This is a genomic window from Streptomyces sp. SID12501 (assembly GCF_010550245.1).
Taxonomy (GTDB): Bacteria; Actinomycetota; Actinomycetes; order Streptomycetales; family Streptomycetaceae; genus Streptomyces.
Map to the genome: position 1 here is coordinate 319,071 of NZ_JAAGLU010000001.1, position 24,844 is coordinate 343,914.

12 protein-coding genes are annotated in these 24,844 nt (G+C 71.1%); 3 read left to right on the forward strand and 9 right to left on the reverse strand.

The features are described from left to right. Positions 1 to 19: 19 nt before the first annotated feature. The 5 genes from G3I71_RS01450 to G3I71_RS01470 all read right to left on the reverse strand — a co-directional run bounded on the left by G3I71_RS01450 (position 20) and on the right by G3I71_RS01470 (position 16,978). Complete coding sequence (locus tag G3I71_RS01450; RefSeq protein ID WP_164311998.1) at positions 20 to 7,333, reverse strand: beta-ketoacyl synthase N-terminal-like domain-containing protein; 7,314 nt, start codon at positions 7,331 to 7,333, stop codon at positions 20 to 22. An 84-nt stretch (positions 7,334 to 7,417) separates the two neighbouring features. Next, positions 7,418 to 14,365: a type I polyketide synthase gene (locus G3I71_RS01455; RefSeq protein WP_164311999.1), complete on the reverse strand. Its 6,948-nt coding sequence runs from the start codon at positions 14,363 to 14,365 to the stop codon at positions 7,418 to 7,420. 206 nt (positions 14,366 to 14,571) lie between these two features. Continuing rightward, on the reverse strand, positions 14,572 to 15,453 hold the full coding sequence (locus tag G3I71_RS01460) for a thioesterase domain-containing protein (RefSeq protein ID WP_164312000.1): 882 nt from the start codon (positions 15,451 to 15,453) through the stop codon (positions 14,572 to 14,574). Continuing rightward, positions 15,437 to 15,703 (reverse strand): acyl carrier protein, encoded by a 267-nt coding sequence (locus G3I71_RS01465; protein ID WP_164312001.1) that lies wholly within the window; start codon positions 15,701 to 15,703, stop codon positions 15,437 to 15,439. The genes G3I71_RS01460 and G3I71_RS01465 overlap by 17 nt, the downstream gene beginning before the upstream one ends. Before the next feature lie 450 nt (positions 15,704 to 16,153). Beyond that, on the reverse strand, positions 16,154 to 16,978 hold the full coding sequence (locus tag G3I71_RS01470; RefSeq protein ID WP_239148770.1) for a helix-turn-helix transcriptional regulator: 825 nt from the start codon (positions 16,976 to 16,978) through the stop codon (positions 16,154 to 16,156). Positions 16,979 to 17,183: 205 nt separating this feature from the next. Between G3I71_RS01470 and G3I71_RS01475 the strand changes: the two genes are divergently transcribed. Continuing rightward, complete coding sequence (locus tag G3I71_RS01475) at positions 17,184 to 17,972, forward strand: IclR family transcriptional regulator (RefSeq protein ID WP_164312003.1); 789 nt, start codon at positions 17,184 to 17,186, stop codon at positions 17,970 to 17,972. 138 nt (positions 17,973 to 18,110) lie between these two features. Here the strand turns inward: G3I71_RS01475 and G3I71_RS01480 are convergent, their stop codons facing one another. Next, the gene (locus tag G3I71_RS01480; protein WP_164312004.1) at positions 18,111 to 18,602 is read right to left on the reverse strand and encodes a hypothetical protein; all 492 of its coding nucleotides are present in this window, start codon (positions 18,600 to 18,602) and stop codon (positions 18,111 to 18,113) included. A 271-nt stretch (positions 18,603 to 18,873) separates the two neighbouring features. Between G3I71_RS01480 and G3I71_RS01485 the strand changes: the two genes are divergently transcribed. Next, positions 18,874 to 19,800: a TauD/TfdA family dioxygenase gene (locus tag G3I71_RS01485; protein WP_164312063.1), complete on the forward strand. Its 927-nt coding sequence runs from the start codon at positions 18,874 to 18,876 to the stop codon at positions 19,798 to 19,800. A 15-nt stretch (positions 19,801 to 19,815) separates the two neighbouring features. Here the strand turns inward: G3I71_RS01485 and G3I71_RS01490 are convergent, their stop codons facing one another. Genes G3I71_RS01490 through G3I71_RS01500 form a run of 3 tightly spaced genes read right to left on the reverse strand, consistent with a single transcriptional unit; the run spans position 19,816 to position 23,375 of the window. Next, positions 19,816 to 20,874, reverse strand: a complete 1,059-nt coding sequence (locus tag G3I71_RS01490; protein WP_164312005.1) for an LLM class flavin-dependent oxidoreductase — start codon at positions 20,872 to 20,874, stop codon at positions 19,816 to 19,818. A gap of 30 nt (positions 20,875 to 20,904) precedes the next feature. Continuing rightward, on the reverse strand, positions 20,905 to 22,464 hold the full coding sequence (locus tag G3I71_RS01495) for a metallophosphoesterase (RefSeq protein ID WP_164312006.1): 1,560 nt from the start codon (positions 22,462 to 22,464) through the stop codon (positions 20,905 to 20,907). A 20-nt stretch (positions 22,465 to 22,484) separates the two neighbouring features. Further along, entirely contained in the window at positions 22,485 to 23,375 is an 891-nt protein-coding gene (locus G3I71_RS01500) for an MHYT domain-containing protein (RefSeq protein ID WP_164312007.1), read from the reverse strand. 272 nt (positions 23,376 to 23,647) lie between these two features. On the opposite strand from G3I71_RS01500, the gene G3I71_RS01505 reads away from it, so the two are divergent. After that, on the forward strand, positions 23,648 to 24,778 hold the full coding sequence (locus G3I71_RS01505; protein ID WP_164312008.1) for a substrate-binding domain-containing protein: 1,131 nt from the start codon (positions 23,648 to 23,650) through the stop codon (positions 24,776 to 24,778). Positions 24,779 to 24,844 lie beyond the last annotated feature (66 nt).

The window sequence follows — 24,844 nt, forward strand, 5'->3', positions numbered from 1 at the left end:
GTCGTCTCCTCAGAGCCGGTCAGGCCCGGTCGCGGGTGGTGTCGGGGCTGACCTCGATGGCCACGTCGGTGAGTTCGTAGATGCGCAGGCCCGGCTTCCACAGTTCGGCGTCCGCGACCACCACGAGCCGCCCGGCGTCCCGGCGGACCTCCTTGACGTGGACGTCGAACCTCAACTCCCGGTCGTGGCGCAGGATCTGGCCCCGGTACTTCCAGCTCGTCGGCACGTCCACGGCGAGACCGAACCTGGGGTTGTCGATTCCCTCGGCGAGGCCCTGCTCCAGGACGAACAGGCGCAGCCCCTGGAGGATCGCCTCCACGCCGAGTGAACCGGGCATCACCGGGTCGCGGTGGAAGTGGCAGTCGAAGTACCACTCGTCGGGCCGGACCTGGCGGTATCCGTGGAGGTATCCGGCGCCGTGTTTGCCGCCGTCCGTGACCAGGTCGACGTGGTCGACGAGGTGGTAGTGACCGCCGGGCAGGTGCAGCCGGCCCCCGGTCGGGTCGGTGAACGCGGCTGCGTCGTCGGGGAGTTCGATGCGGCGGATGCGGGAGGCGGCCGGCTTCTCCTGCTCGATCCAGGGCGCGACGTACGTGCCGTTGTCCAGGCCCACCTGGTTGGTGAGCGCGGCCTCGCTGAAGTAGCCGAACAGGGACTCGCCGGTGTAGAAGACCTCGCCGTCGGCGGAGAGTTCGTACTTGAAGTTCTGAAGTACCGCACCCGACACGGCACTTGTCATCAGCAGTGTGGAGTGGTGGCGGATCGTCCTGCCGCGCAGATCGATGTCCTTGACGTACGTCGCTCTGCCGTCGAGGTTGCGGATCGCGTACTCGGTCTCCGGCTGCTTCAGGGTGGCGCCCAGGTAGTAGCCGTTGAGGATGGCCGCCTGGAGCGAGGTCTCCATCAGTACGCAGTTCGGCAGGTGGGGATGCGCGTTCTCGCGGTAGTACCAGGCGTCCGCCGGGGAGTCGTACTCCGTCACCATCTCCGCACCCGGTTTCAACTCGCCGCGTGTGCCGGTGAGTCGCATGATGCGGTCCACGAACTGGAAGTCCCCGTTGGGGATGTACGGGGCCCGGCTGTCCTTGTACACGTCGAACTCGGGGCCCATCGCCGTACCGAGGTCGCCCTTCGCGGCGTGTGCCAGATGGAGTTCGTTGATCATCGCGGGCTCACCGGCGCGGTTGCGGCGGCCGAGGAACTCCGGGATGCCGCCGGGGCCGGCCCGGTACGGCGTACCGTCCTTCTCGCGGATCTGGATGCCGAAGTTGCGCATCCGGATCACCGCCTTGTCACCCAGGTACACGAGGATGTCGGCGACGACCGAGGGACGCGGCAGCAGCGTCAGCTCCATGATCTCGATCTCGTACCGGATCTCCCGGTGCTGCGGCGTGATCTGACCGCGGACCTGCACCTCCGTCTCCAGTCCGACGATCGTCTGGAAGCGGGCGTCGGGCAGCATCAGATGCATGCCCTGGTGCAGCAGATACGCCTGGAGGGTCTGGACGGCACCCTCCGCCACCATCGACCCGGCCAGTACCGGATCGTCGGGGAAGTGGCACTCGAAGTACCAGGCGTCCGGCTCCAGCCGCTTGTGGGCCGTGATCGAGCCGATCCCGCGCGGCCCGCCCGTACGGTCGATGACGATCTCGTCGACCATGCGCAGCCGTGCGTCGGGCAGCCGCAGCGCCGGGTTGAGGCCGGCGTCCTGGGCGTGGTGCGGCCCGAACACCTCGCCCGGCTTCCCCGCAGCCAGCAACTCCAGGTCGGCGGCGGTGAGTCGGTTCTTCCCGGTGTCGGCCAGCGGCTTGAAGGAGGCCTTGGTGAGTGCCGCGCGCCGCTTCCTGTCCCGCTCGGTGACGACGACACCCAGCGGTGTGTCGAGTTCGGCCTGTGTGAAGAACCCGGCGCTGGCGTCCTTGAGTTCGAGGATCAGCTCGCCGTCGGCGTAGCAGAGGTAGCTGAAGAAGAAGAGCGTGGTGTCGCCCTGGCGGATGAAACGGTTGATCGAGATGTCGTAGCGCAGGGTCTGGCCGGTCCTCGGCAGGTCGCCGTGGAAGACGAGGGTGCTGTCGAGGAGCCGGTAGACCCGCTCGCCCTTGTTGCGGAAGTCGATGCCGAGATAGCTGATGAGCAGCAGGTCGCACTGGCCCGCCTCGATGGCCACGGCCGGCGGCACCCCGCCGTCCACCGCGTACCAGGCGTCCTTCGGCACGTCGTACTCGGTGCGGATGAACGAGGGTTCGTAGACGCCGGTCTCCGCCCGGAGATCGGTGACCCGGGTGACGAAGTGGTACGGGGGTGCGGGCAGCCGGACGCGCTTCGCATAGCCGTCGATGTCCGCGAACTCGGGGCCGAACACGTCCGTGATCCGGCCGGTGGCGAAGGCGAGGAGCTGCTCCTCGTCCCAGATGACACCCGGGTCCTTGGGTGGCCGGGTGAGCTGGGGTGCGGCTTCGATGGCGACGGGGGGCGGCGGGCCGCTGGGAAGCGCGGGCGGAGGCGGTGCGATGGGCGCGGCGGCGGGCGCGGACACGAAGGCCGCTTCGAGCAGCGCCTCCGTGCGGGCCAGGGTGTTCTCCTGGAGGACGCGCTGTGTCTCCATCACCACCGAGTGCGTGGCCACCATCTGCTGCCGTATCTCCCTTACGAGATCGGCGGCGGCGTTTCCCGACGACCGACCGGACGACGGGGCAGAGGCGGGGGCATGGGCATGGGCATGGGCCGGTGGCGGTGTGACAGGGGCGGCGGGTACGAGGGACCTGTGCGCCGGCGCCGGAGTCGGCGCGGCCGGTTCCGCCCAGGGCACGAAGGCGATCGGTTCGCCGTCGAAGGTGATGACCTCGACGTCGTCGAGGCTCGGGTCGGCGGGCATCGGGGCGGGTACCTCCAAGTCGGCCGCCGTACGGGCGGGTCGGGCGTTCTTGATGTCAACTGTCTTGGCAGCAAGCTCCGTCGAGCCGTACACCGCAACCGCGCCGATATGTGCGGGCTCGGGCCGCGCGGCGGTGGCGAGGACCGGCGAGGCCGCCGCCACTCGCGCCGCGATGACCGCGGGGATGGACGCGCCGCCGCCGACCGGGACCCGCAGCAGGGCCGGTCGGGTGGCAGGCACCGGGTCCGGGCCCAGCAGTGCCGTCAGGTCGACCGGCAGCCCGTGCGCGGCGAGCCGGGCCGCCAGTTGGGCCACGGAACGCGCGGCGGGGACACCTCGCCGGTCCACCGGCATCGCCACGTGCTCGGCGTCACCGAGGGTGTCGTGCACCCACCGGGTGCAGGTGGCGCCCGGACCGACCTCGACGAAGTAGCGGTATCCCCGGTCGTACGCGGTGCGCACCAGGCGCGGGAAGTCGATCGCGGCGCGCAGGGTCCGCGCGATCCGCCGGGCCACCTCCGACCGCTCCAGCTCGGGCACGGAGCCGTAGTCGTACGCGCTCAGCAGGTCGAGGCCGCCCGGAGAGCCCGTCGGATGGTCGTTGAGTTCGGCGAGGCCGGCCAACTCCCCGTCCACGACCGGGCAGTGCATCACCGAGCCGACCGGCGAGCGAGCCGACGGGCAGCCCAACTCCGCGATCAGGGAACGGCATTGAAGTGGATCACCCGCGATCACCGCCTCGCGCGGGGTGTTGACGTGGGTCAGGAACACCTTGTCGTAGGGGGTGTCGGCTCGGTCGAGCGCCTCTGTGATCCGGTCCGCGGACTCCAGCAGCACGAAGCTGCCCCACACGGCCTCGTCCGGGGTGTCCTCCGGCAGTCGCCACAGTTCACGGACGGTACGGCGCGGCCCGGACAGCCGGTCGTGGAACAGGGGAGTGGCGCTGATCCGGTCGTCCCGGCGCGCCGAGCGCTGCCAGCCGCCGGTGGCGAACAGCATGCTGCTCTCGCCCAGGCTGTAGCCGAACGCGCCGTGCGCACGCACGCCGAGCAGGCCGCGCACCAGGTCGGTGTAGAGGATCGCGAAGGTGGTGCCGGTGGCGAGCATGAACGGGATGTCCTCGCCGAGCCGGCCCTCCAGGGCCATCAAGTCCCTTCGGTCAGGGGTGACTTGGGTGCGCGGATAGAGCTGGGCGGCGCGGAAGAGCCGGTCGGGGTCCAAGGCCTCGGCCTCGAAGGTGTCGAGCAGGGACGGGAAGGCACGGAAGAAGTCCTGTCCCAGCCCCGGATACGAGTTGAACGCACCCGGATAGACCAGGGCCACCTTCCCCTCCGGACCGATCGGCCGCGGCGCGAAGCAACTCCCCGCCGGGGTCGTCCACTCCTCGCCCTTCGCAGCCGCGCCGGGCAGGTCACGCGTTGCCGACTCCAGCTGCGTACGCAGCTGTTCGGCGTCGCGACCGACCAGCACCACACGCAGCGCGCTGCCCGGCAGCCGTTCGGCGGCGGCCCGGCCCAGGCGGTACGGATCGGCGCCCTCGGCCAGCAGCGTCAGATGCCGGTCCACCTCGGCGAGCAGCCCGTCGAGGTCCGGTGCGCCGAGCGGCAGCAGCACCGGGCCACCGGCCGTGCGCCAGTCGCTGCGGGCGACGTCACCCCGGGTGCGGTCGGCGGACAGGACGACATGGGCGTGCGCCCCGTCCGAGCCGATGGCGCTGACGGCCGCGTACCGGCGTACACCCCGCGCGCCGCGCAGCCAGGGCCGGGACGCGTCCGGCACATGGAACGCGGAGGCGGTGAAGTGCTCGGCCAGCTCCGGCGCGGGCCTGCGCCAGCCGGGCGCGCCGGGGACGTAGGCGTGGTGCAGGCACAGCACGGCGCGCAGCAGGCCCGCCATCGCGGCGGCGGTCTGGGTGTCGCCGAGCTGTGCCTTGGCGCTGCCCAGCGCGACCGTGCCGGAGCCCGCCGGGTACACCTGGGCCAGCGCCACCAGTTCGGCCGAGTCCTGCCCGGAGGTGCCGCCCGCGTGGGCCTCGACATAGCCGACGTCGGCCGGGCCGATGCCGGCGGCGACCAGCGCGGCCCCGGCGGCCAGGGCGAGCGTGTCCGCGTCCGCCTCCGGCAGCACACCGGCGACGGGTGAGGCGTGCCGTACGGCCACGGAGTCGACCCGTGCGTACACCCGCCGCTCGCCCGAGCCCGCGCCGGGACGCGTGACGACGACGGCACCCGCACCCTCGCCGATGCGCCGGCCGCGCTGCCCCTCGCCGAAGCTCAGACCCGCCCCGGACACCGGGCTCTCGCCCCGCAGCAGCAGGTTCTCCGGCGAGGCCGCGAGATCCACCGCGCCGACGAGTACCGCTTCGACACTCTCGTCCAGCAGCAGGAGTTGGGCTATCTGGAGCGCCTCGGCGGTGCCCGCGCCGTCGGACGAGACGGTGAAGGACGGTCCGGTGAGGTTCCAGAGCGAGGAGATCCGGCTGGCCATGATGTTGCCGATGTAGCTCAGCACCTCGTTGGCGACGATCGGTTCGTGGACGCCCTCCCGGGCGACGGCGGTGAGGGCGGCGAACTGCTCCTCCGTCAGTTCGAGCCCGGCATCGTCGTACGCGCGGCGGAGGAAGTCGCCGAGCCCGTAACGGGCCAGATGCAGATGGGCACTCGGCTCGATCTCCATGGCCACGACCACCGCGATCCGGCGCGGCTCGGGTGCCTTGCGGCCCGCAGGCACCGTCCGGTCGTACCCCGCGTCGCGCAGCGCCTCGTCGGCGACCTTCGACATCAGGGCGTGCTGCAGGTTGTAGTTGCGCAGGTCGGCCGGGGGGATGCGGTTGTCGGCCGGATCGAGTTCGACGCGGTCCACGAACCCGCCCTCGGGCAGCGCCGCCCGGTGCAGCCCCGCCTGCTCCAGCGTGCCGCCGCCCGTGTCCTCCAGGCCGCGCCAGCGGTGCTCGGGCAGCGGCTGGAAGGCGTCGGTGCCGTCGTGCAGGGCGCGTTCGAAGGCGGTCACGTCGGCGAGGGTGCCGAAGTGCGCGCCGAGACCGATGACGTCCAGAGCGGGGGGTACGACGGGTTCCGCGACCCCGGCCTCCAGGGTGTCCGGCCGCTGGGAGAGGACGACATGGGCGTTCGTGCCGCCGAACCCGAACGCGGAGACCGCCGCCCTGCGCGGTCCCGTACCGCGATCGGGCCAGTCGCGCCCCGCGCGTACGACGGGCACCTCGCCCGCGCTCGGTGTGCGCAGCGGCCGGTCGATGCCGATGGTCGGCGGAAGATGCCCGTGCGCCATCGACAGGATCACCTTGAGGAGACTGCTCAGCCCGGCCACGGTCAGCAGATGACCGAGGTTGCCCTTGACCGAGCCGAGCGGCGGGACCGTGCCCCGCGTCCCGAACCAGGCGGCGACCGACTCCGCCTCCGTGCCGTCCCCGATGGGCGTCCCGGTGGCGTGGCACTCCAGGTAGTCCACCTGCTCGGGTCCGAAACCGGCCTGGGCGTAGGCGTGTTCGTACGAGCTGAGCTGTCCCGCCGGATTCGGCACGAGGAGGTGCCGGCCGGCGCCGTCGTTCGACAGGCCGATGCCGTCGATCACCGCGTAGATCCGGTCGCCGTCCGCGATCGCGTCGGTGAGCCTGCGTACGGCGACCATGCCGGCGCCCTGACCGGTGAGGATGCCGGTGGAGCGGGCGTCGAAGGGCTGGCTGACGCCGTTCTGCGGATAGGCGTGCAGGTCGGAGAAGGAGAGGTGGATGAGGGTCGGGTCGGGCGCGCACACCCCGCCCGCCAGCACCAGGTCGGCCTGCCCGGCGGCGAGATGGTCGCAGGCCAGCTTCAGCGCGTACAGGGCCGAGGAGCAGGCGGCGTCGAGGGCGTAGCGGGGGCCGCCGAGGCCCAGGGCGGTGGCCGCGAGCCGGGCGGGGGCGCCGCTCACCCGGGCGTCCGCCGGGGACACGGAGGCCGGGTCGAGCAGTGGGCCCGGGGCGGGCGCCGGGTCGCCGGATCTGCGCAGGCCCTCCAGTACGGCTTCGTGGACGAGGGGCAGGCTGATGCGGGCCGAGGCCGGGGTGGGGAAGGAGTAGTCGCCGACCACCAGACCGGTGCGGGCCAGCAGTTCCGGGCGGTCGCTGTGACCGCTGTCCCGCAGCGCCTCGCGGGCCACGTGCAGCGACCAGTGGAAGACCCGGTCGAGACCGGCGAGATCCTCGGGGCGAAGGAGGAATCCGGTGGGATCGAATTCGAAGCCGGTGACGAAACCGCCCCGGACACAGGTGATGGCGTGATCGGGATCCGGGGCCGGCTCCCTGCCGTCGGCCGGCCCGGGATCGGCGGGGCCGAATACCTCGGGGCCGCCCTCCGCGCGGCTGTCGACGCCGGCGCGGAGGTTGTCCCAGAACGCGCCGGGAGTGTCCGCCCCGGGGAAGAGGCAGGAGATCCCGACGATCGCGAACTTGCTGCTCATTGAAGCTGTTCCCTCCAGGGTGCCGGGGGCCCGGCGGGGGCCGAGGGGGTCCGCCGCCGGGTGACCACCGGTCCGGTCGTCGGCTCAGCGGCTCGCGAACTTGGCGGCCAGCTGCGGGGTGGACACAAGGGAAACTCCTGCGAACCGGGTCAACACCCGTCCGTCGGGAGCGCACGCCGTCACTGTGAGCGCAGCGGACGTACGGTTACTGCTCCCGTTCCCGTTCACAGCAGCCGTTTCCGGCTCCACCACCACGACGAACGGCTCTCCGTCCGGCAGCGCCTCGTACAGATCGACCCGCGCCACCCCCATCGGCAGACTCGCCGTGTCACGGTGCAGCCGCATCCACACCAGCGCGGCCTGGAGCAGCAGATCGGCGGTGCCCGGCGCGTATCGGCCCGTCCCGAACGCCCCTCCCTCCGGCCGGTGTTCGGCCAACGCGCACTCCAGGACCAACCGGTCCTCGCCCGAGGCCAGCACCCGCCGCAGCCCGCGCAGCGACGCCCCGTGGAAGAGCGTGCCGTCGGCGTAGAACACCTGCGCGTCACTGCCACCGCCGAGCGCGGGCACCCCGGCCACCCGGCGCGGGACCTCTCCGCCGGCGTCGCCCAGGATCACCCGGGCCGCGTAGTGCGGCCGTACGGTGCCGTCGACGCCGGTCGAACGGATCGCGACATCGGCCTCGGCGCCGTCGGGCGTCGGGTCGACCGTGAGCTGGAAGGGCCCGCCGAAGCCGCCCGATCCGCTGCCGCCGTCGCTGCCTCCGCCGTCGAAGACCACACCCTTGTGGACCGCGAAGTCCCGGACCTGCGCGACGACGCCGCCGGTCAGCCGCTCCACCGCACCCGCGGCCCAGCCGAGGGCCGCGGCCGCGGGCAGCACCGGTACATCACCGATCACATGGTCCGAGACGAGCGGATCGGTGACCAGGCCGGCGAGATCCCGTTCCAGTACGGCCGGTGACGTGGGCGCGATCTGCTCGCGCGCCGACAGGGGAGTGGTCGGCCCGAGAACCGTGACCACGTCACCGGCCCGCTCGGGGCCGAACTGCTCGGTGAACATCAGGGTCCCGGTGCCCACCGGGATGAGCGGGATGCCCCGCTCCTCGAACACCGCCTTGATCTGCGGCGACACCATGCCGCTGTCCCAGGCGCCCCAGTTGAGGGCGGTCACATGCGCCTCCGGGTGACTGCGCCGGAAGGCTCCGGCCCAGGTGTTGAGCACCTCGTTGGCCATCGCGTAGTCCGACTGCCCCCGGTTGCCGAAGAACCCGGCGACCGAGGAGAACAGCACCACGTGCCGCAACCGCTCTGCGGGCAGTGCCGCCACCACAGAGCGCAGCCCGCCGAGCTTGACCGAGAAGACCCGGTCGATCTCGGCAGCCTTCTTCGCGGAGATCAGCTGGTCCGCGAGCACACCGGCCCCGTGCACGACTCCCGTTACACGCTCCCGGTACGGCGTCAGGGCGGCGGCGGTCGCGGCGGCGTCGCCGATGTCCACCGCCACGTACTCGACCTCGCTGCCCGCCGCCCGGATCTCCGCGAGCGTCGTACGGACCTCGCGCTCGCCGATCACGGCCTGGTACAGCTGCTCGACCCGCTTCGGGGTCGGCTTCTCGCCCGCCCGCTTCAACTGGTCCACGGCCGCCGCCTTGAGCGCAGCCGCGTCCGCCAGTCCGAGCGCCCACTGCGGCTCGTCGCCGAGCGCGGTGCGGCCGAGCAGCAGCAGGCCGGGGGCGTGCGCGGCGGCCAGGGCCACCGTGCAGCGGGCGGTGATTCCGCGTCCACCGCCGGTCACGACGAGCAGGTCGTCGGAGGTGAGGGCAGGGGCCGGCCCGGCCGGGCGCGCCCCCTCGCCGGAAGTGAGGTGGGGGGTGGGCTCGAGGGTGAGGGTGACCCGGCGGCTCCCGTCGCGGCCCACCTGGACCGGGCCGGAGGCAGCGTCGTACACCTCCTCCAGGACCAGTTCCGCCGCGTCCGCAGAGTTCAGGGAGGGGGCGAGGTCGACGGCCCGGCAGTACAGCTCGGGTGCTTCCACGGCCAGCGTCTTGACCAGTCCGCCGACACCGCCGGCAGGCACCGCGTCCTCACTCACCCCACCGAGCCCGAAGGTTCCGTCGAGCCGGGTGACGGTGACGAACGCGGCCCGGTGACCGCTCGCAGCGGCCTCGGTGAGCGGGCCGACCGCGTGCTTGGCGATCAGCAGGGTGTGCGCCAGCCTGCGTACGCCCTCGGCCCAGGGCAGTTCACCGGCGGCAGCGAAACCGAGCACGAGATGAACCCGCTCGCCGCCCGACTCCGCGAACCCGGAGGCGAGTTCGCTCGCACCCCAGCCGCCGAGCGGGTGGTCCGTCGCCCCGGTGATCCGCTGGGCGACACCGGGCAGCCGTAGAACGCGCACCCGCCAGCCGGTCGCGACGAGCCGTGCCGCCGAGGCCTCGGCGACCTCGCTGCCGTCGTCGACGACCACGGCGGCGGCGCCCAGCGGATAGGCGTCGACGAGCCGGTCCGGGGTCGGCAACCCGGCCGGTGACGCCTGCCCACGGCCGAGCGCGGCCGGCGCGGTGACCGGCGCAGACCCGGGGCTCGGCTGCCGGGCCGGGGAGCCCACGGCAGGGGCCGGGGAACCGACCGGCCCGGCCGATTCCCCGGACAGTCCAGCGACGAAGCTCACGATGTCGCCCAACGTCCGCAGCTCCGCCAGCTGTTCGGGTCCGACGGGGGTGGGGCTCGGGAACTGTTCTTGGAGGACGCCCATGATTTCGACGCGTTTGATGGAGTCGATTCCGAGGTCGGCCTCGACGTCCATGTCCAGGTCGAGCATCTCGGCCGGGTAGCCGGTCTTGGCCGCCACGACGTCGAGAAGGGCACCGCGCACGGCGTCACCGTCGACGGCGGGGACTGCGACGCCCACAGAAGCCGTAGCGCTTACCGGAGTTGAGGCAGGAGCTCCCGAACCGCCGCTCAGATTGAGCATGAAGCCGACGATCTCGTTCAACGTGCGCAGTTCCGCGAGTTGTTCGGGTCCGACGGGGGTGGGGCTGGGGAAGCGTTCTTGGAGGACGCCCATGATTTCGACGCGTTTGATGGAGTCGATTCCGAGGTCGGCCTCGACGTCCATGCCGAGGTCGAGCATCTCGGCCGGGTAACCGGTCTTGTCAGACACGACACCGAGCAGCACGTCCGCCACGTCCTTCGCCCCGATCGCGGCCCGAGGCGACGCGGGGGCGCTGGCGACCGCGACCTGCTGGACCCGAGGAGCCGCGCCGCGCGCACCACCGAGACTGAGCACGAAGTTGACGATCTCGTTCAACGTGCGCAGTTCCGCGAGTTGTTCGGGTCCGACGGGGGTGGGGCTCGGGAAGCGTTCCTGGAGGACGCCCATGATCTCCACGCGCTTGATGGAGTCGATGCCCAAGTCAGCCTCCACGTCCATGCCGAGGTCGAGCATCTCGGCGGGGTAGCCGGTCTTCTGCGACACCACGTCGAGGAGTGCCGCCGCCACGTCGTCTGCCGTGACGTCGGCCGACGGCGGCTCGGAGGCGACCGGGGCCGCGACGGGCGCAGGGGCAGGTGTGGGGGAATGCGGAGAGGCAGGTGCAGGGGTGACCGGGGGCGCCATGGCAAGAGCCGCGGACGGCGCAACAGGCGCAGCGACCGCGGCCGGAGTCGCCGGGGCGGACGGCGCGACCGGAACGGCCGGCGGCAACGTGCCGAGCTCCATCGCCGCCAGGTCGCGCAGGATCTCGTTGGCCCGCAGATGCGTACGCCCGATGGCCAGCCCGTGCTCCTTCACGGTGGCCACGCCGGGGATCACCGCATCGACCCTGCCCTGCTCGTCCGCCCGTTCCAGGATGCCCATCAGGCGCTGGGCGCTGTTCAACTGGCCCTTGAGATACTCGTCATGAAGGGCCAGATGGTCGGCGATCAGTCCGGAGAGCCGATCGGGGGCGGGTGTCCGGTCGTGTTCTTCCACAGGCTCGCTCTCCATGATGTGGGCGGCGGGAACGGGTGGCGCGGCGGGCGCCAACGGATGGGCGGTCGGCCGGACAGCAACCGTGTTCGACGCGGACACAGGCGCGGCCGAGGGAAGCGGCGCCGTCTCGGGATCGTGCCCGACGGCAGGACTCGGCACGGGCACGGCTTCCTGACCGGCACGCGCGGCCACCGCCCCGGCGGTCTCGCTCACGTCCGCAACCCGGTAGCCGTTCTCCAGCGCCTCCCGGTACGCGTCGCGGCGGGCCTGCGGCACATGGTTGATGCCGTTGAGCGGTACCGTCATGCCCTTGGTCGGCTCGACGGTCACCGGCGTGGACACATAGCGGTCGGCCGTGGCCAACGGCAGCCCGAGTACGAAGAGCTGGGCGACCGCGCGCTTCAACGCGATGTCGGCGTCCCCGCCGCTGCCCGGGTCGAGCTGGACCGCGAAGTGCTCGCGCTCGCCGAGGATGCGACGGACCAACTGGGTCAGTACCCCCTTGGGGCCGAACTCGACGAACGTACGGAAGCCCGCCGCGTACATCTCCTCGACGCGGTCGGCGAACTGAACCGGTTTGACGAGCTGGTCCACCAGTGTTCGCCGGTTGGCGTCGGGGTCCGAACCGTAGGCGGCATCAGGGGAGTTGGCGAAGACCGGGCGCCGTGGTTCGACGATGCGCGCCTCGGCGACGCGGCGGCCGAAGGCGTCCACGGCGTGGGCGACGAACGGCGTGTGGAAGGCGGCCGACACCGGGAGCCGAGTCGCCCGTACGCCGATTGCGCCTGCCCCCTCCACCAGCAGCTCCACGGCTGAGGTGGCACCGCCGACCACCACCTGGTCCGGCGCGTTGCGGTTGCAGACGGCCAACCCGGGGTGTGCGGCGAGGAGTTGCTCCAGCTGCCCGGCGGAGGCGGTCACGGCGGCCATCGCACCGGGGTCGAAGCCCGGCTCGGTGGGCGGCGCCATCGCGGCACCCCGCGCCCGGGCCAGCGTGAAGTACGTGTCGTCGTCGATCGCGCCGGCCGCCCACAGCGCCGCCAGTTCACCGAAGCTGTGGCCGAGGAACCCGTCGGCGTCGAAGCCCAGTTCGGCCAGATAGCGGAAATGGCCGGCGGCCAGCGCACCGATGGCAGGCTGGGCGTACTCCGTGCGGCGCAGCTCGCCTTCCTGGGCCGTACGCGTCGCCTCGTCGAAGGCGGGCGGCGGGAACGCGACCCGGGACAAGGGGAGTTCATGGTCCCCGAAGGCCGCGTTGGCCCGGTCGAAGGCCGCCCGCAGCGGGGGCAGCGCCAGGACCGCGGTCCGGCCGGGGGAGACGTACTGGCTGCCCTGTCCTGCGAAGAGCGCGGCGACCTTTCCGGTGGGGGCGGCGGACCGGCGGAAGTAGATCCCCTTGGGGTGTGCCCAGGAGTCGGCCTCGCCCCTGGCCCGCAGCTCGGCCACGGCGAGGGCGCGCAGCTCGGCGAGTTCCTCCTCGGTACGGGCCACCAGGGCGAGCCGTGGATGGGATGCCGGGGCCGGGCCGGAGCGTGGCCGCTCGCCCTCTTCCAGGGCCCGCATCAGAGTATTCATGTCAGGTTCATGCCATGCATATATCTGGCTCACAGGGAACATCACCCGAAGGTCGTCCCCGTCACCGTGTTCCTCCAGCACCAGATGGAAGTTGGTGCCGCCGAACCCGAACGAGGAGACCCCGGCCCGGCGTTGTTCCCGGCGCGGGTCGCGGATCCACGGGCGGGTCTGGGTGCTGACGTAGAACGGGCTCTCGGGCCAGTCGAGGGCCGGATTCGGGGCGTCCACGTTGATGGTGGGCGGCAGCAGCCTGTGGTGCAGGGCGAGCGCCAGCTTGATCATGCCGGCCGCGCCGGCCGCCGCCTTGGTGTGGCCGATCTGCGACTTCACACTGCCGACCGCCGCGAACTGCCGCTCCTCGGTGTGCTCCGACACCACCGCCGACAGCGCCGACAGTTCGGTGGCCTCGCCGACCGCCGTACCCGTGCCGTGCGCCTCGAACAGCTCGACCGAGGCCGGGGAGCAGTCCGCGTCCTCGTACGCGCGGCGCAGGGCGGCCATCTGGCCCTCCTTGCGCGGGGCGTAGATGGACTTGAACCGGCCGTCGCTCGACGAACCGATGCCGCGGATCACCGAGTAGATCCGGTTGCCGTCCCGCTCGGCGTCCGAGAGCCGGCGCAGCGCCAGCATGCCGATGCCCTCGCCGATGAGGGTGCCGTCCGCGTTCGCGTCGAACGGGCGGATACGGCCGGCCTTGGAGAACGCGGGCGTCTTGCTGAAGCACAGGTACATGAAGATGGTGTTCTCGGCGTCGCAGCCGCCCACCAGCATCATGTCCGAGCGCCGCTCCAGCAGTTCACTGACCGCGGCCTTCACCGCGCCCAGCGAACTGGCGCAGGCCGCGTCGATGGTCATGTTGGTGCCGCCGAGGTCGAGGCGGTTGGCGATCCGGCCGGCCACGACGTTGCCCAGCATGCCGGGGAAGGAGTTCTCCTCCCAGGGCGCGAAGGCCAGCTTGAACTTCTCCGCGATCTCGTCGGCGTCCCGCTCCGAAAGGCCGCAACTGCGCACGACCTCCTTGATGACGGGCGTCTGGAGCCGGGCCGACAGCGGCTGGGTGAGCTGGTTGGCGCCGGTCACCCCGAGCACGACCCCGGTCCGCGAGGCGTCGTACCACTGCTGGTCGGAGCCCGCGTCCCGGAGCAGATCGCGGGCCACCACCAGGCTCAACAGCTGCAGTACGTCGGTGACTTCGAGGGTGTTGGGCGGCAGCCCGAACTCCAGCGGGTTGAAGGGGACAGCGGGGATGAAGCCGCCCCGCTTCGAGTACGTCCTGTCGGGCGCGGAGGGGTCGGCGTCGTAGTGCTCGGCCACACTCCAGTGGGTCTCGGGCACGTCCTCGATGCAGTCTGCGGCGGAGACCACGTTGTCCCAGAAGGCGCGCAGATCACGCGACTTGGGGTACAGGGCGGACAGCCCGACGATCGCGATGGGGTCGCGGGCCAGCCGGCGGTCGAGTTCGGAAGGGTGCGAAGCGTTCACGGGAGGCTCTCTTGGTCGGACGGCGGGGGACGCTCGCCCCGCAGCGGTTCGGAGGAACTGCACATGACGCACGAGAGAAGGAATGGGGCGGAAGACGGACAGGAGAGAGGGAGGAAAGGAAAGGGAGAGGAAGGGGAGAGGAAGGGGAGGGAGGAAAGGAGAGACGGGGGGGAACGGAAGCGGTGAAAACGACGGGCGAGTACCGGTCAGGAAGCCTGGAGCAGCGGTGCGATCACGCTGAGGGAGTCCGGGCGGGCGAGCATCGTGTAATGGTCGCCGGGACAGCGGTACATGGTGAGGCCGTGCGGGGCGAGCGGGCGCCAGCCGAGTGTCGGGTCGGCCGGGACCAGGCTGCGTTCCGCCTGTACCAGCGCCAGGGGCAGCGGGGCGGACCCCGGGCGGTGCGGCGCGGTCAGCCGGTTGTTGCGCAACAGGCCGTCCACGTAGGTGTCGTAGAGCTTGCGCAGACCCGGCAGCGGGGTGTCGGGCAGCAGAGCCCCGGCGGCGGTCGCGGCGTCGAGGACGGCCGTCAGCCCCTCGTCGGTCCCGCACCCGGCCAGCCGGTCCATGTCGAGCGGTACCGGACGGCCCCGCTTCGCGCCCAGGTACATGGCGAACCAACTGAGCAGCAGATCCGGCCGCAGGGCGTCGTCGGGCTGCTTGTACTCCTCGACGGGGGCGATGCTGTCAAGGAGCACCAGGCGCCCGGGGAGTCGTCCGGTGGACATCAGCTCGGTCATCGCCAGGGCGAGCACCCCGCCGAAGGACCAGCCGGCCAGGCACCAACTCCCCTCCGCGGTAACGCCGTTCTCCTCCCGCGACCGTTCCAGCGCGGCCAGCAGCAGGGCCGCCAGGTCCTCGACGGTGGTCGCCGCCCGGCCACCGGTGAGCGCCGCGTCCGCGTACTCGGGGACCGCGCCCAGGTCGAGCACGGTGAGGCCGGTGCCCTCCGGCAGCGCGTTCGCGAGCCCCTCGTACACCTCGACGGCGAGGGCGCCCGGATGGACGACGTACACCGTGTGACCGCCGGACGCGGCGGTACGGAAGAGGCGGGCGACCGGCGGCGGACCCTTACGCGATGGCCGCACGACGGCCGCACTCCTCGGCTATGTAGGCCGCCAGGTCCTTGACCGTCGGGTGGTACCAGAGGGTCGTCGTGCTCAGTTCGAAGCCGAGCCAGCTCTCCATCTCGCCGGCGAGGATCAGCGCCTCGGTCGAGTCGAGGTCGAGTTCGTCGAAGTACACCTCGGGCGAGATGTCGTCCGTCGGCACGCCCATCCGGTGGGCGATCTTCTCGATGAGCCAGTCCTGGGCCTCACGAGCGGTCACTACGGCCATGGTGTGTCGTCCTTCCCTGTGGCGCGCTCGGTTGGGGGCCCGGGGCGCGGGTGGATGGTGAACGCTTCCGTTCGAAAAGGTCCTTCAGGGCCCGATTCGGGAGCGCACTGTTCCGAGCCGGTGTCGATCGGCGGACCGGCACGGAAATGGGTCGAGATAGACGGCAGCTTTTTTATGACTTACTTCAGCGCGTACGGCAGAGAACAACCCGTCAGTGGACGGGTGTGGTAGGAATCCGGTCTCCTGGTCCAGACGTGCCGCTCGGCATGAAACGAACTGTGTCCGGGAGTGGCCGCCCGAAGCTCGCAGGCCACAGTCTTGTCAGTTGACTGAATCTTGGACAACCACTCTTCCGGAGAGTGGAAAGAAATCGTGGTTTACGGGCGTAGAACACGAGGCGGAATATGTTACCGGCGAGTGAAGTCCTGGCCGGCAACCGCGGCGTCGACGCTAATTCTGTGAATCGTCGCCGCGCCGGAATGTGCCAGGTGTCATATTCACCCGGCGTACGAAGAACTTGCCGAAGTTCGTGACTTCGGTGAACCCGAGCTGGCGGGCGATGGTGCCGACGGGCAGATCCGTGTGGACCAGCAGGCGCTTCGCCTCCAGGGCGACGCGGGCGTCGATCAGGTCCTTGGTGGAGGTGCCGGCGACGATGCGACAGGCCCGGGACAGCGTGCGGGGCGTGCAGTTGAGCGCGGCGGCGTAGTCCTCGACCAGCCGGGTCGTGCGGTAGGAGGATTCCAGCTCGCGCCGGAAACGCAGGAACAGCTCGCCGTTCTCGCCGGTGGGGGTGTCGGCCTCCCGCTGGTCCTTGCGCTGGCTGCGGCACATCTGGTCGATGTGCATCAGGGTGACCGCCAGCAGATGCTTGAGGATGTCCTCGCCGAGGCCCTGGTCGGGCCGCTCGAACTCCTCCTGCATCAGGGCCAGGACGCGTCCGAAGGCGGCCAGCTCGTCGTCGCGGAGCTGCCAGTGGCAGGGGCGCAGGACGTCGTCGAGCATTCCCATGTGGGCGCGCAGCCGCAGTGGGAAGGTCTCGGTGAACATGACGAGGTGGGCTTCCATGTTCGTCGCCGGTGCGAACTGGATCACCTGGTTCGGCCGGATCCACAGCAGGGAGCCCACTCGGCACGGGTAGCGCGTGGAGTCGATCGTGAAGTCTCCGGTTCCCGACCTGACCAGCATGATCTGGTGGTATGCGAGCCGGTGGGGAGCGGCGGCGAAGCTCCGGGAAACCTGCGCGCGCACCTCGCTGAGCGATGTCATGGCCATGCCGACCCCGGGTCTGCAGTGGGGGGTGTAGGGGATCACGGGGATCGGTAACGAAGCGAAATCGACCATGAGCGTTCCGGAATCGACCTTTCTCAGGCTTCTTTAAAAATCAATGATAGGCGTGGCCGCCCGTTGCCAGATCACTTCTGGCGCATGCACGAGTAACCGTCCCCACATGATGTGCAGGTGAAGGGAAGTTGACGGGATGACCACCCCCTCCGGCGCCCCCGAGCGCTCGGTTGTCGACCGCACGCTCAGCATCCTCGGCGTTTTCGACCGCGACAACCGCACCCTGACGCTGAGTGACATCAGCCGGCGATCCGGTCTTCCGGTCGCCACGGTCCATCGCATCGTCAACAAGCTCCATGGCTGGGGCGCACTGGAACGAGGAGAGGAAGGCGGTTACAGCATCGGCCTTCGCCTGTGGGAGACGGCGACGCTGGCCCCCCGCTACTCGGGCCTCGCCGAGGCCGCGCAGTCCCACCTCGTTGAACTCCACGGCCAGTCCGGCGGCGCGGCGGTCCTCGCCCTGCGTGACGGTACGGAGAGCGTCTGCCTGACCTTCCTCTCCAACGAACCCTGTCTCGCGGCCCATTGGGGCGACCCCGGCTGCCGGCTCCCCCTGCATGTCACAGCGACGGGCCTGGTCCTGCTGGCGAACGCGGAAGTCGGGGTGCAGGACGACATCTGCGCAAGCCCGCTGCGGGCGTACACCGCTGCCACCATCACCAACGGCACTACGCTGAGGAATCATCTGAGCAAGATAAGACGCGAAGGTTACGCGATGGTGTGCGGCACCCTGCGCGAGGGCCGGGGAGCGATCGCGGCCCCGGTACGCAACGCGCGCGGCACGGTGGTGGCGTCGGTGGGTGTCGTGGGTCCGCCGAACATGCTCCAGGCGTCGCGGCTGGCCCCGATGGTCATGGCCACGGCCGAGGCGGTCTCCCAGCAGGACCGGACGGAAGGGTGGCGAATGGCGAGGGTGGGCGCGTAACCCGCCCTGCCCCACGTATGCCGTCCCGCCCGGTCGCCGGCGCCGTCGCGATCCGCCGATGGGCCCGCAGTCGTTCGGACTCCGGTACCGGGGGCAGGGGTTCCTCCCACAGGGCGAGGGACCTGCCGCGCAACTCGGTCAGGTCGGCGGGCGGGCCGGCAACCAGAAGGGGAGGCGGGCGCCGCCGTCGCCCCACCGGTTGACGTGCACCCGTGCGGCGCCGTCCACAGCCAGGACGGCCCGCTCGGCGCGCTGCGGCAGCGGGCCCGGCCCGGCCGACCGGGCGGCGGGCAGGTCACCCAGGTCGTAGTGGCCGCGCGGCTGCGGCAGCACGACGGCGGGCAGCCGCGATTCGCCGACCGCGTCCAACCGCCGGTGGTCGTCCGCCCGGAGCGCGTCCGTCACGGGTTTGCGGCAGACCATGCAGTCCTCGGGCCCGGCCTCGCCGTCGCGATCCGGCTCGGGCAGCACCGGAGGCAGCAACGGCGCGATCCGCAGCTCCCCTTCTAAAGGCGCGAAGGGGAAGGGCTCCCATGCGGTGACCGAGTCCGCGGGCATCGGCAGCCGCTCCCGGCGCAGCCGTCGGACGAAGGCACTGGACTCGGGAACGTCGGATGCGTCAGTGGTCATCGCTGCGGTCTTCCAGCCGAGCCATCCGCGCCCGCCGCGCTGAAGCCCCGCCGGGAGCCCCGCGACCAGCCACGACGGACCTGCCAGGCTGACGTACCGGGCATCCGGCGAAGTGCGACGCCCGGTCGCCACGCCCGCCGAATACTGGCACGCTCACCAGCGAGACCGACACGTCGGACCCACGATCGGAGCGTGCATGAGGACGGACCGGGCCGCGAACGGTGAAGTGCCGCCGAGCGCGCAGGAGTTGGGGGAGGCGAACGCCGTCGGAATGGAGGTGGGGCCCGTCGCGGGGCACATCGGCGCCGAGATCTCGGGAGTCGACCTGACCGAGCCCCTCGACAGCGCCGTGGTCGCCGCGATCAGGGCGGCCGTCCTGCGCTGGAAAGTGGTGTTCTTCCGCGGCCAGCGGCTGGACCACGCCGGGCACATCGCCTTCGCGCGCCGGTTCGGCGAGCCGGTCGTCCCAGGACGGCGCGGCGGCGCCTCACCGGCGGACTTCCCCGAGATCGAGACGACCGCCGACCGGCTGGAGCTGGGCGGACGCTACGGCATGGAGCACGCCGAGTGGCTGGAGCGGCGCCGCCACTCGCTGCTGCGCGGCTGGCACTGCGACCACGGCGCCCGTGTCGACCCGCCCGCCGCGACGATCCTGCGCGCCGAGACCGTACCGCCGTACGGAGGTGACACCACCTGGGCCAACCTGGCCGCAGCGTACGCCGGACTCTCCGCGCCCGTACGGGAGTTCGTGGACGGCCTCAGGGCCGAGCACCGGCTCGGCGTCGGCTACCAGGCGCGGCCCGGCGACGACGCGTATCTGCGGCATCTGCTGGACCACCAGACCGCCTCGGTGCACCCACTGGTGCGGGTCCACCCGGAGACCGGGGAGCGGGTGCTGTTCGTCAACGGCTACTACCTCGAACAGATCGTGGACGTCTCCCGCGCGGAGAGCCGGCTTCTCCTGGAGATGCTCCTCGAACAGGCGACCAGGCCCGAGTACACGGTCCGGTTCCGCTGGGAGCCCGGCAGCGTCGCCTTCTGGGACAACCGGGCCACCATCCATCTCGCTCCCAGCGACAACGCCCACCTCGGCCACCCCCGGGTCATGCACCGCGTGATGCTGACCGGCGACATCCCGGTCGGCGTGGACGGCATGCTGTCGGAGGCGATCACGGGTACCGAACCCGGGCGATGGTGAGGTCCCGCAGGGCCTTCAGCCGGTGGCCGACTGCCAGCCCAGCGCGGGACCGAGACGGGTCGCGATGTCCGTGAGGATCTGGACGTAGTCCTCGTGGTCGAAGGTGAACGGCAGCGCGAAGGCCACCTCGTCGATCTCCTGGAACGCGACGTGCGCGTACAGGCGCTCGGCGATCTCGGCCGACGTGCCGACGAGGTCCGGCGCGAACATCAGCCGCGCCGGACCCTGCGGGGCCGCGGTCCGCGGCAGCCGCTTCGCCGCGTACTCCTCGTACTTCGCGCGCTGCTCGGGCGAGGCGCTGTCGGTGGGGATCACGACGAGCCCCTGGGAGACCCGGGCCCGGTCACCGTCCGGGTGGTGGGCCCTGAACGCCCGGACGCCCGCGAGCTGGATCTCGGCGAAGTCCGGCGACTCCTCGTCACCCTCGGCCTTCACGACGCTGCTGGTCAGGAAGTTCATCCCGTGCTCACCGGCCCACTGCGCCGACCGCAGGCTCCCGCCGCCGTACCACAGTCGGCTTCCGAGCCCCGGGGAATGGGGCTGCACCCGGTCGGAGCTGTACTCGAATTGCGGCTGCCGCCGCGTGGCCTCGAACCCCTGCACCCCGCTGAAATCGCTGGCCGCCTTACCGCGTACGTGGTCCAGCAGCCGCTCGACCCGCTGGTAGCCGAAGTCCTCGGCGTCCGCCGTGTCGGGGTACAGGGCGCCCTTGATGTGGTCGTAGTTCATCGGCGGGCCCACACTCAGACCCGGGTTGAGCCGGCCGCCGGAGAGGATGTCGACGGTCGCCCAGTCCTCCGCCAGGCGCAGCGGGTTCTCCCAGCCCAACGGGGTGACCGCGGTGCCCAGTTCGATACGGCGGGTGCGCTGCGAGGCCGCCGCGAGGACGGCCACGGGGGAGGAGATCCCGTACTGGAGATGACGGTGGCGCAGCCACGCGCTGTCGAAGCCCAGCCGCTCACCCAGCTCGATGATCTCCAGCGTCGACTCGTGCCCTGCTCGTGGATCGTCCCCGTCGAACAACCCGATGGTCAGAAAGCCCAGTTTGCGCAGCGGCTGCGAGGGGGACGGCACGGGCTCCTCCGACGATCGTCGTACGGACGTTCACGCATCGCCGATTGTGCCAGGCGGCCGGGTCAGCGGGATGACCACCTCGTCCTCGACCGGCGGATCCAGCTCCTGGCTGAGCTTGCCGGTCGCGGAGAAGCAGCGCAGCCGGACCTCCTCGGGGGACACGTCGAGGCGCAGGAAGCTCTTGAAGAACGGCGGGCTGTACGTCGCAGAACCGGGCGAGAACAACTGTGTGTACGCCTTGCGGACCGGGAGCCGCAGACGCCGGGTGCGGCCGGGACGGCGGGCCGTGCCCAGCAGACCGGCGACCAGCCGGATGCGCCAGGTCAGCCGGACGGGCTCGCTCGGAGCGCGCGTCGGACGGATACCCAGGCGCTCGGCGATCACGGCCGCCGCCTCGGCCTCGGTGAGGGTGAAGAAGCGGCGCAGGTGCAGCCGTCGGCCGTAGATCCGGCTGTAGAAGGCCAGGGAGTCGCCGCGCAACGGATAGCAGCGGAAGTCGTCCTCGGTGACGTCGGCGACCGAGACGCGCTCGATGGTGTGGGTGGCGTGCATGAAGGCACCGCCGCCGCCCGAGACTATGTACTGGATGGTCCGGCTGGTCCGCCTGGTCCGGTCGTGCACGCTCACCGGATAGCGCTGGTAGTTGTGGATGTCGCCGCCTATCGCGGCCACGAAGTTCCGCTCCGGATCGCGGACCAGGTCGTCCACCGTGCCGCCGCCCTCGATCGGGCAGGGGTGGTGCTCGCCGTCCACATAGAGGGGCGACCCGGTGACGAGGATCTTCGGGACCGGACCCGAGGAGACCTCCCTCAGCCAGCGGCCCTGCTCGGCGTCGAGCGTCCCCAGCAGACCGGTGTCGATGCCTATGACGCGTACCGGTCCGGCGTCGATCGCCCAGTACGGGCCGGGCTGGGCGGCCTGCTGGGCGGGGGTCGAGCGCAGCTTGCCTGCCTCGGCCAGGCGTTGTTCGTCGACGGTGCTCGGCCTGTGCCACAGGAGCGAGCGCAGCCAGGCGCGGGTGAGCGGGCGGGGCGCGGGGGCCGCCGGGAGGGGCGGGGCGTCGCAGAAGACGCGCATGAACCCGTTCAGGTCCTCGTACCAGTCGTGGTTGCCCGGTATCGCGTAGATGGGCGCCGGGTAGTCCTGGTAGGGGCGGAAGAACTTGGTGCCGTAGTCGTCGGTCGCCCCGACGGGATAGATCACGTCACTGGCGAGCACGGTGAACGCCGTGTCCTGACTTACCGTCAGAAAGCCCGGGACGACGGCGTACTGGGGTGCGTCGCCCTCGCCCGTGTCGCCGATGACCATGAAGGAGAAGCGGTCCGGATCGCTGCGCCGGATCACCTTGTCGGCGGGAGCGCCCGCGGCTGTCCGCTGTTCGGCCCAGCGGCTTCGGGTACGGCTCGTCGGGTCACCGAACCAGGAGGCCAGCACGCCGTTGCGGGCGGGCCACAGGGTCCGGGGGTCGACCCACGACAGCTTCTCGACCCGACGCGGCATCAACTCCCGGTAGGTGCCCGGGTTCTCGGGGCCCCAGCCGGCGCCCTCCGGGGTGTCGCGGGAGGAGCGAGTCCGTGAAGAGTCAACCATCGGGGCACCGTAGCAATGTCCTACAGGCGAAGATCTGTCCGGGTCGGGGCCGGCGGCCGCTGCCAACTGGCAGGACGCTGTCCCGTGTGCGGGGCCGCCGGCTGCTGCGGTATCTGCGGTATCTGGTGCGTCTGCCGCGCGGGCTGCTGCCGGGGGCTCTTCGCGCCCCACTCCCCGTCGCCCAGCACCAGCAGTGGGTCGAACATCACCACGACCGCGGCGAGCAGCAGGAAGATGATGGGGCCGATCAGCATCGGCAGCAGCAACGAGGTCGGTGAGTCGCCGGCCCAGGTGTTGCCGGACGTCTCGTGCAGATGCACGCTGACGGCGGCCATGCCCGTGTAGTGCATACCGCTGACGGCCACACCCATCACCAGACTCGCCCCGAGGCTGGTCAGGAAGCCCCGGATGGAGACGGCCGCCCACAGTGCGGCGGTCGCGGCGACGATGGCGATCACCACGGAGAGTCCCACGGTCATCGTGTCGTAGCGGATCGTCCCGTTCAGATGGAGCGCCGCCATACCGAGGTAGTGCATCGCGGCCACGCCCAGACCGGTCACGATGCCCGCGGCGGAGAGCGCCGCAGGTGTGGCGCCGCGGTAACCGACGACGAACACGCCGATACCGACGACGACGATCGCGACGGCGAGGCTGGTGACCGTCAGCCCGATGTCGTAGCGGACCGCGGTCTCCTCGACCTGGAACCCGATCATCGCGATGAAGTGCATGGTCCAGATTCCGCACCCGATGGCCGCCGCCCCCAGCGCCAGCCAACCCGGCTTCCACGAGTCCTGGTTGAGTAGCGTTCTGACCACGCAGCGCAACCCCAGGGCGCTTCCCAGGCAGGCCATGATGTAGGCGGCCACCGGGGTGACGAACCCGTAGCTGAATCCGTCAATTGTTCCTTGCATATGCCAAGTCCCCCCGAGGCGCAATATGTTGACGGATGAAATTCTCGCCTCAAGTGCGCACAAAGCAAGCAGTTACCGCAAGTACTCGGTGAATTTTGTTTGAACGATGGTCAAGATCGGTCGATAAGGGACGAGATTCGGCCGGAATCCCTTGTTCCGCTAGCGGTGCTGGCGTTTGGCCTGCTGATCGCTATGCTGCGCGACGAAGCGTTCAAACGAACATTCCGGTGTGTGGGTACGCCGGTGCACCCGGACATGAGGGAGCGAACGGTATGCGCGAGCCGGTCGAACTGAGGCGGCAGCGGATCCTGGCCGCCGTGCAGGCGCGCGGCGCGGCCCGGGTGACCGATCTCGCCGCCGAGCTGGAGGTCTCGGTGGTCACCGTCCGCCGGGACGTGGAGGAACTCGCCCGCGAGGGCAGGCTCAGGCGCGGCCACGGCATCGCCCGCTCCACCCTCCCGGTGCCGGACGCCCGGCCCGGGCCGGTCACCGCATCCGGGGACGGCGACACCGTCGTCCTGGTCGTACCCGCCCGCCACTCCTACCTCTACGAGACTCTGCACGGCGCCCGCCCTGTCCTGGAGGAGGCCGGCGTACGCATCGCCCTGCACATCGCCCCGCAGGTCGCGGGCGCCGAACAGCCCCTGGTGGAGAGGGCGTTGGCGGACGGTGCCCGGGGTGTGCTGATCGCCCCCCGCTGGCGCACCCTCGCCGCGGAGGAGGCCGACGCGAAATGGCTGTGCGGGCTCGGCGTGCCGACCGTCCTGATGGAGCGCAGACCGCGCTCCGGCAGCGCGCTGCACGCCCTGGACTCCGTCTGCTCCGACCACTGGTACGGCGCCCATCTCGCGGTGGAACACCTGATCGCCCTCGGTCACCGCAGGATCGTCTTCGCCACCCGCGACGACAGCCCCACCGCACGGGCCCTGCGCACCGCCCTCACCGAGATCGCCGGAGCCCATCCGGGACTCGACGCGTGGACTCTCACCCTCAGCTCGCCCGACGCGGGCCCCGACCGCACGGCCGGCGTGGACCGTCCGGCCGTCGACCTCCCCGGCGTCCTGCGCGAGCTGGACGCCACGGCGTGCGTGCTGCACGGCGACGTGGACGCGCTGATGCTGGTCCAGGACCTGGCCGCGCACGGCGTCCGGGTGCCGGAGGACTGCTCGGTCGTCGCGTACGACGACGTCGTGGCCGCCCTCGGCAGTACCCCCCTCACCGCCGTGTCCCCGCCGAAGGGCGAGGTCGGCCGTGCCGCCGCCGAACTGCTCCTGCACCGGCTGAGGGACCCGCGCGGCAGCGGTTCGCGACCGGCGCGGCGGATCGAACTGCTGCCGGAACTGAAGGTGCGCGGGTCGACGTGGGCGCTGACCTCCACCGCGTCCACGCCTGACGCCGAGTGAGCGTTTAACCGCTTCATTTTCTTCTGATCGATATCTTGACCGTTTTCCTTGCGTCGATACAGGATT

What these genes read in the sequence shown, in the direction of transcription:
- G3I71_RS01450 (WP_164311998.1), bottom strand. Translation starts at nt 7,333, where the DNA reads ATGAGCAGCAAGTTCGCGATCGTCGGGATCTCCTGCCTCTTCCCCGGG.
- G3I71_RS01465 (WP_164312001.1), bottom strand. Translation starts at nt 15,703, where the DNA reads ATGGCCGTAGTGACCGCTCGTGAGGCCCAGGACTGGCTCATCGAGAAG.
- G3I71_RS01470 (WP_239148770.1), bottom strand. Translation starts at nt 16,978, where the DNA reads ATGGCCATGACATCGCTCAGCGAGGTGCGCGCGCAGGTTTCCCGGAGC.
- G3I71_RS01475 (WP_164312003.1), top strand. Translation starts at nt 17,184, where the DNA reads ATGACCACCCCCTCCGGCGCCCCCGAGCGCTCGGTTGTCGACCGCACG.
- G3I71_RS01480 (WP_164312004.1), bottom strand. Translation starts at nt 18,602, where the DNA reads ATGACCACTGACGCATCCGACGTTCCCGAGTCCAGTGCCTTCGTCCGA.
- G3I71_RS01485 (WP_164312063.1), top strand. Translation starts at nt 18,874, where the DNA reads ATGGAGGTGGGGCCCGTCGCGGGGCACATCGGCGCCGAGATCTCGGGA.
- G3I71_RS01495 (WP_164312006.1), bottom strand. Translation starts at nt 22,464, where the DNA reads ATGGTTGACTCTTCACGGACTCGCTCCTCCCGCGACACCCCGGAGGGC.
- G3I71_RS01500 (WP_164312007.1), bottom strand. Translation starts at nt 23,375, where the DNA reads ATGCAAGGAACAATTGACGGATTCAGCTACGGGTTCGTCACCCCGGTG.
- G3I71_RS01505 (WP_164312008.1), top strand. Translation starts at nt 23,648, where the DNA reads ATGCGCGAGCCGGTCGAACTGAGGCGGCAGCGGATCCTGGCCGCCGTG.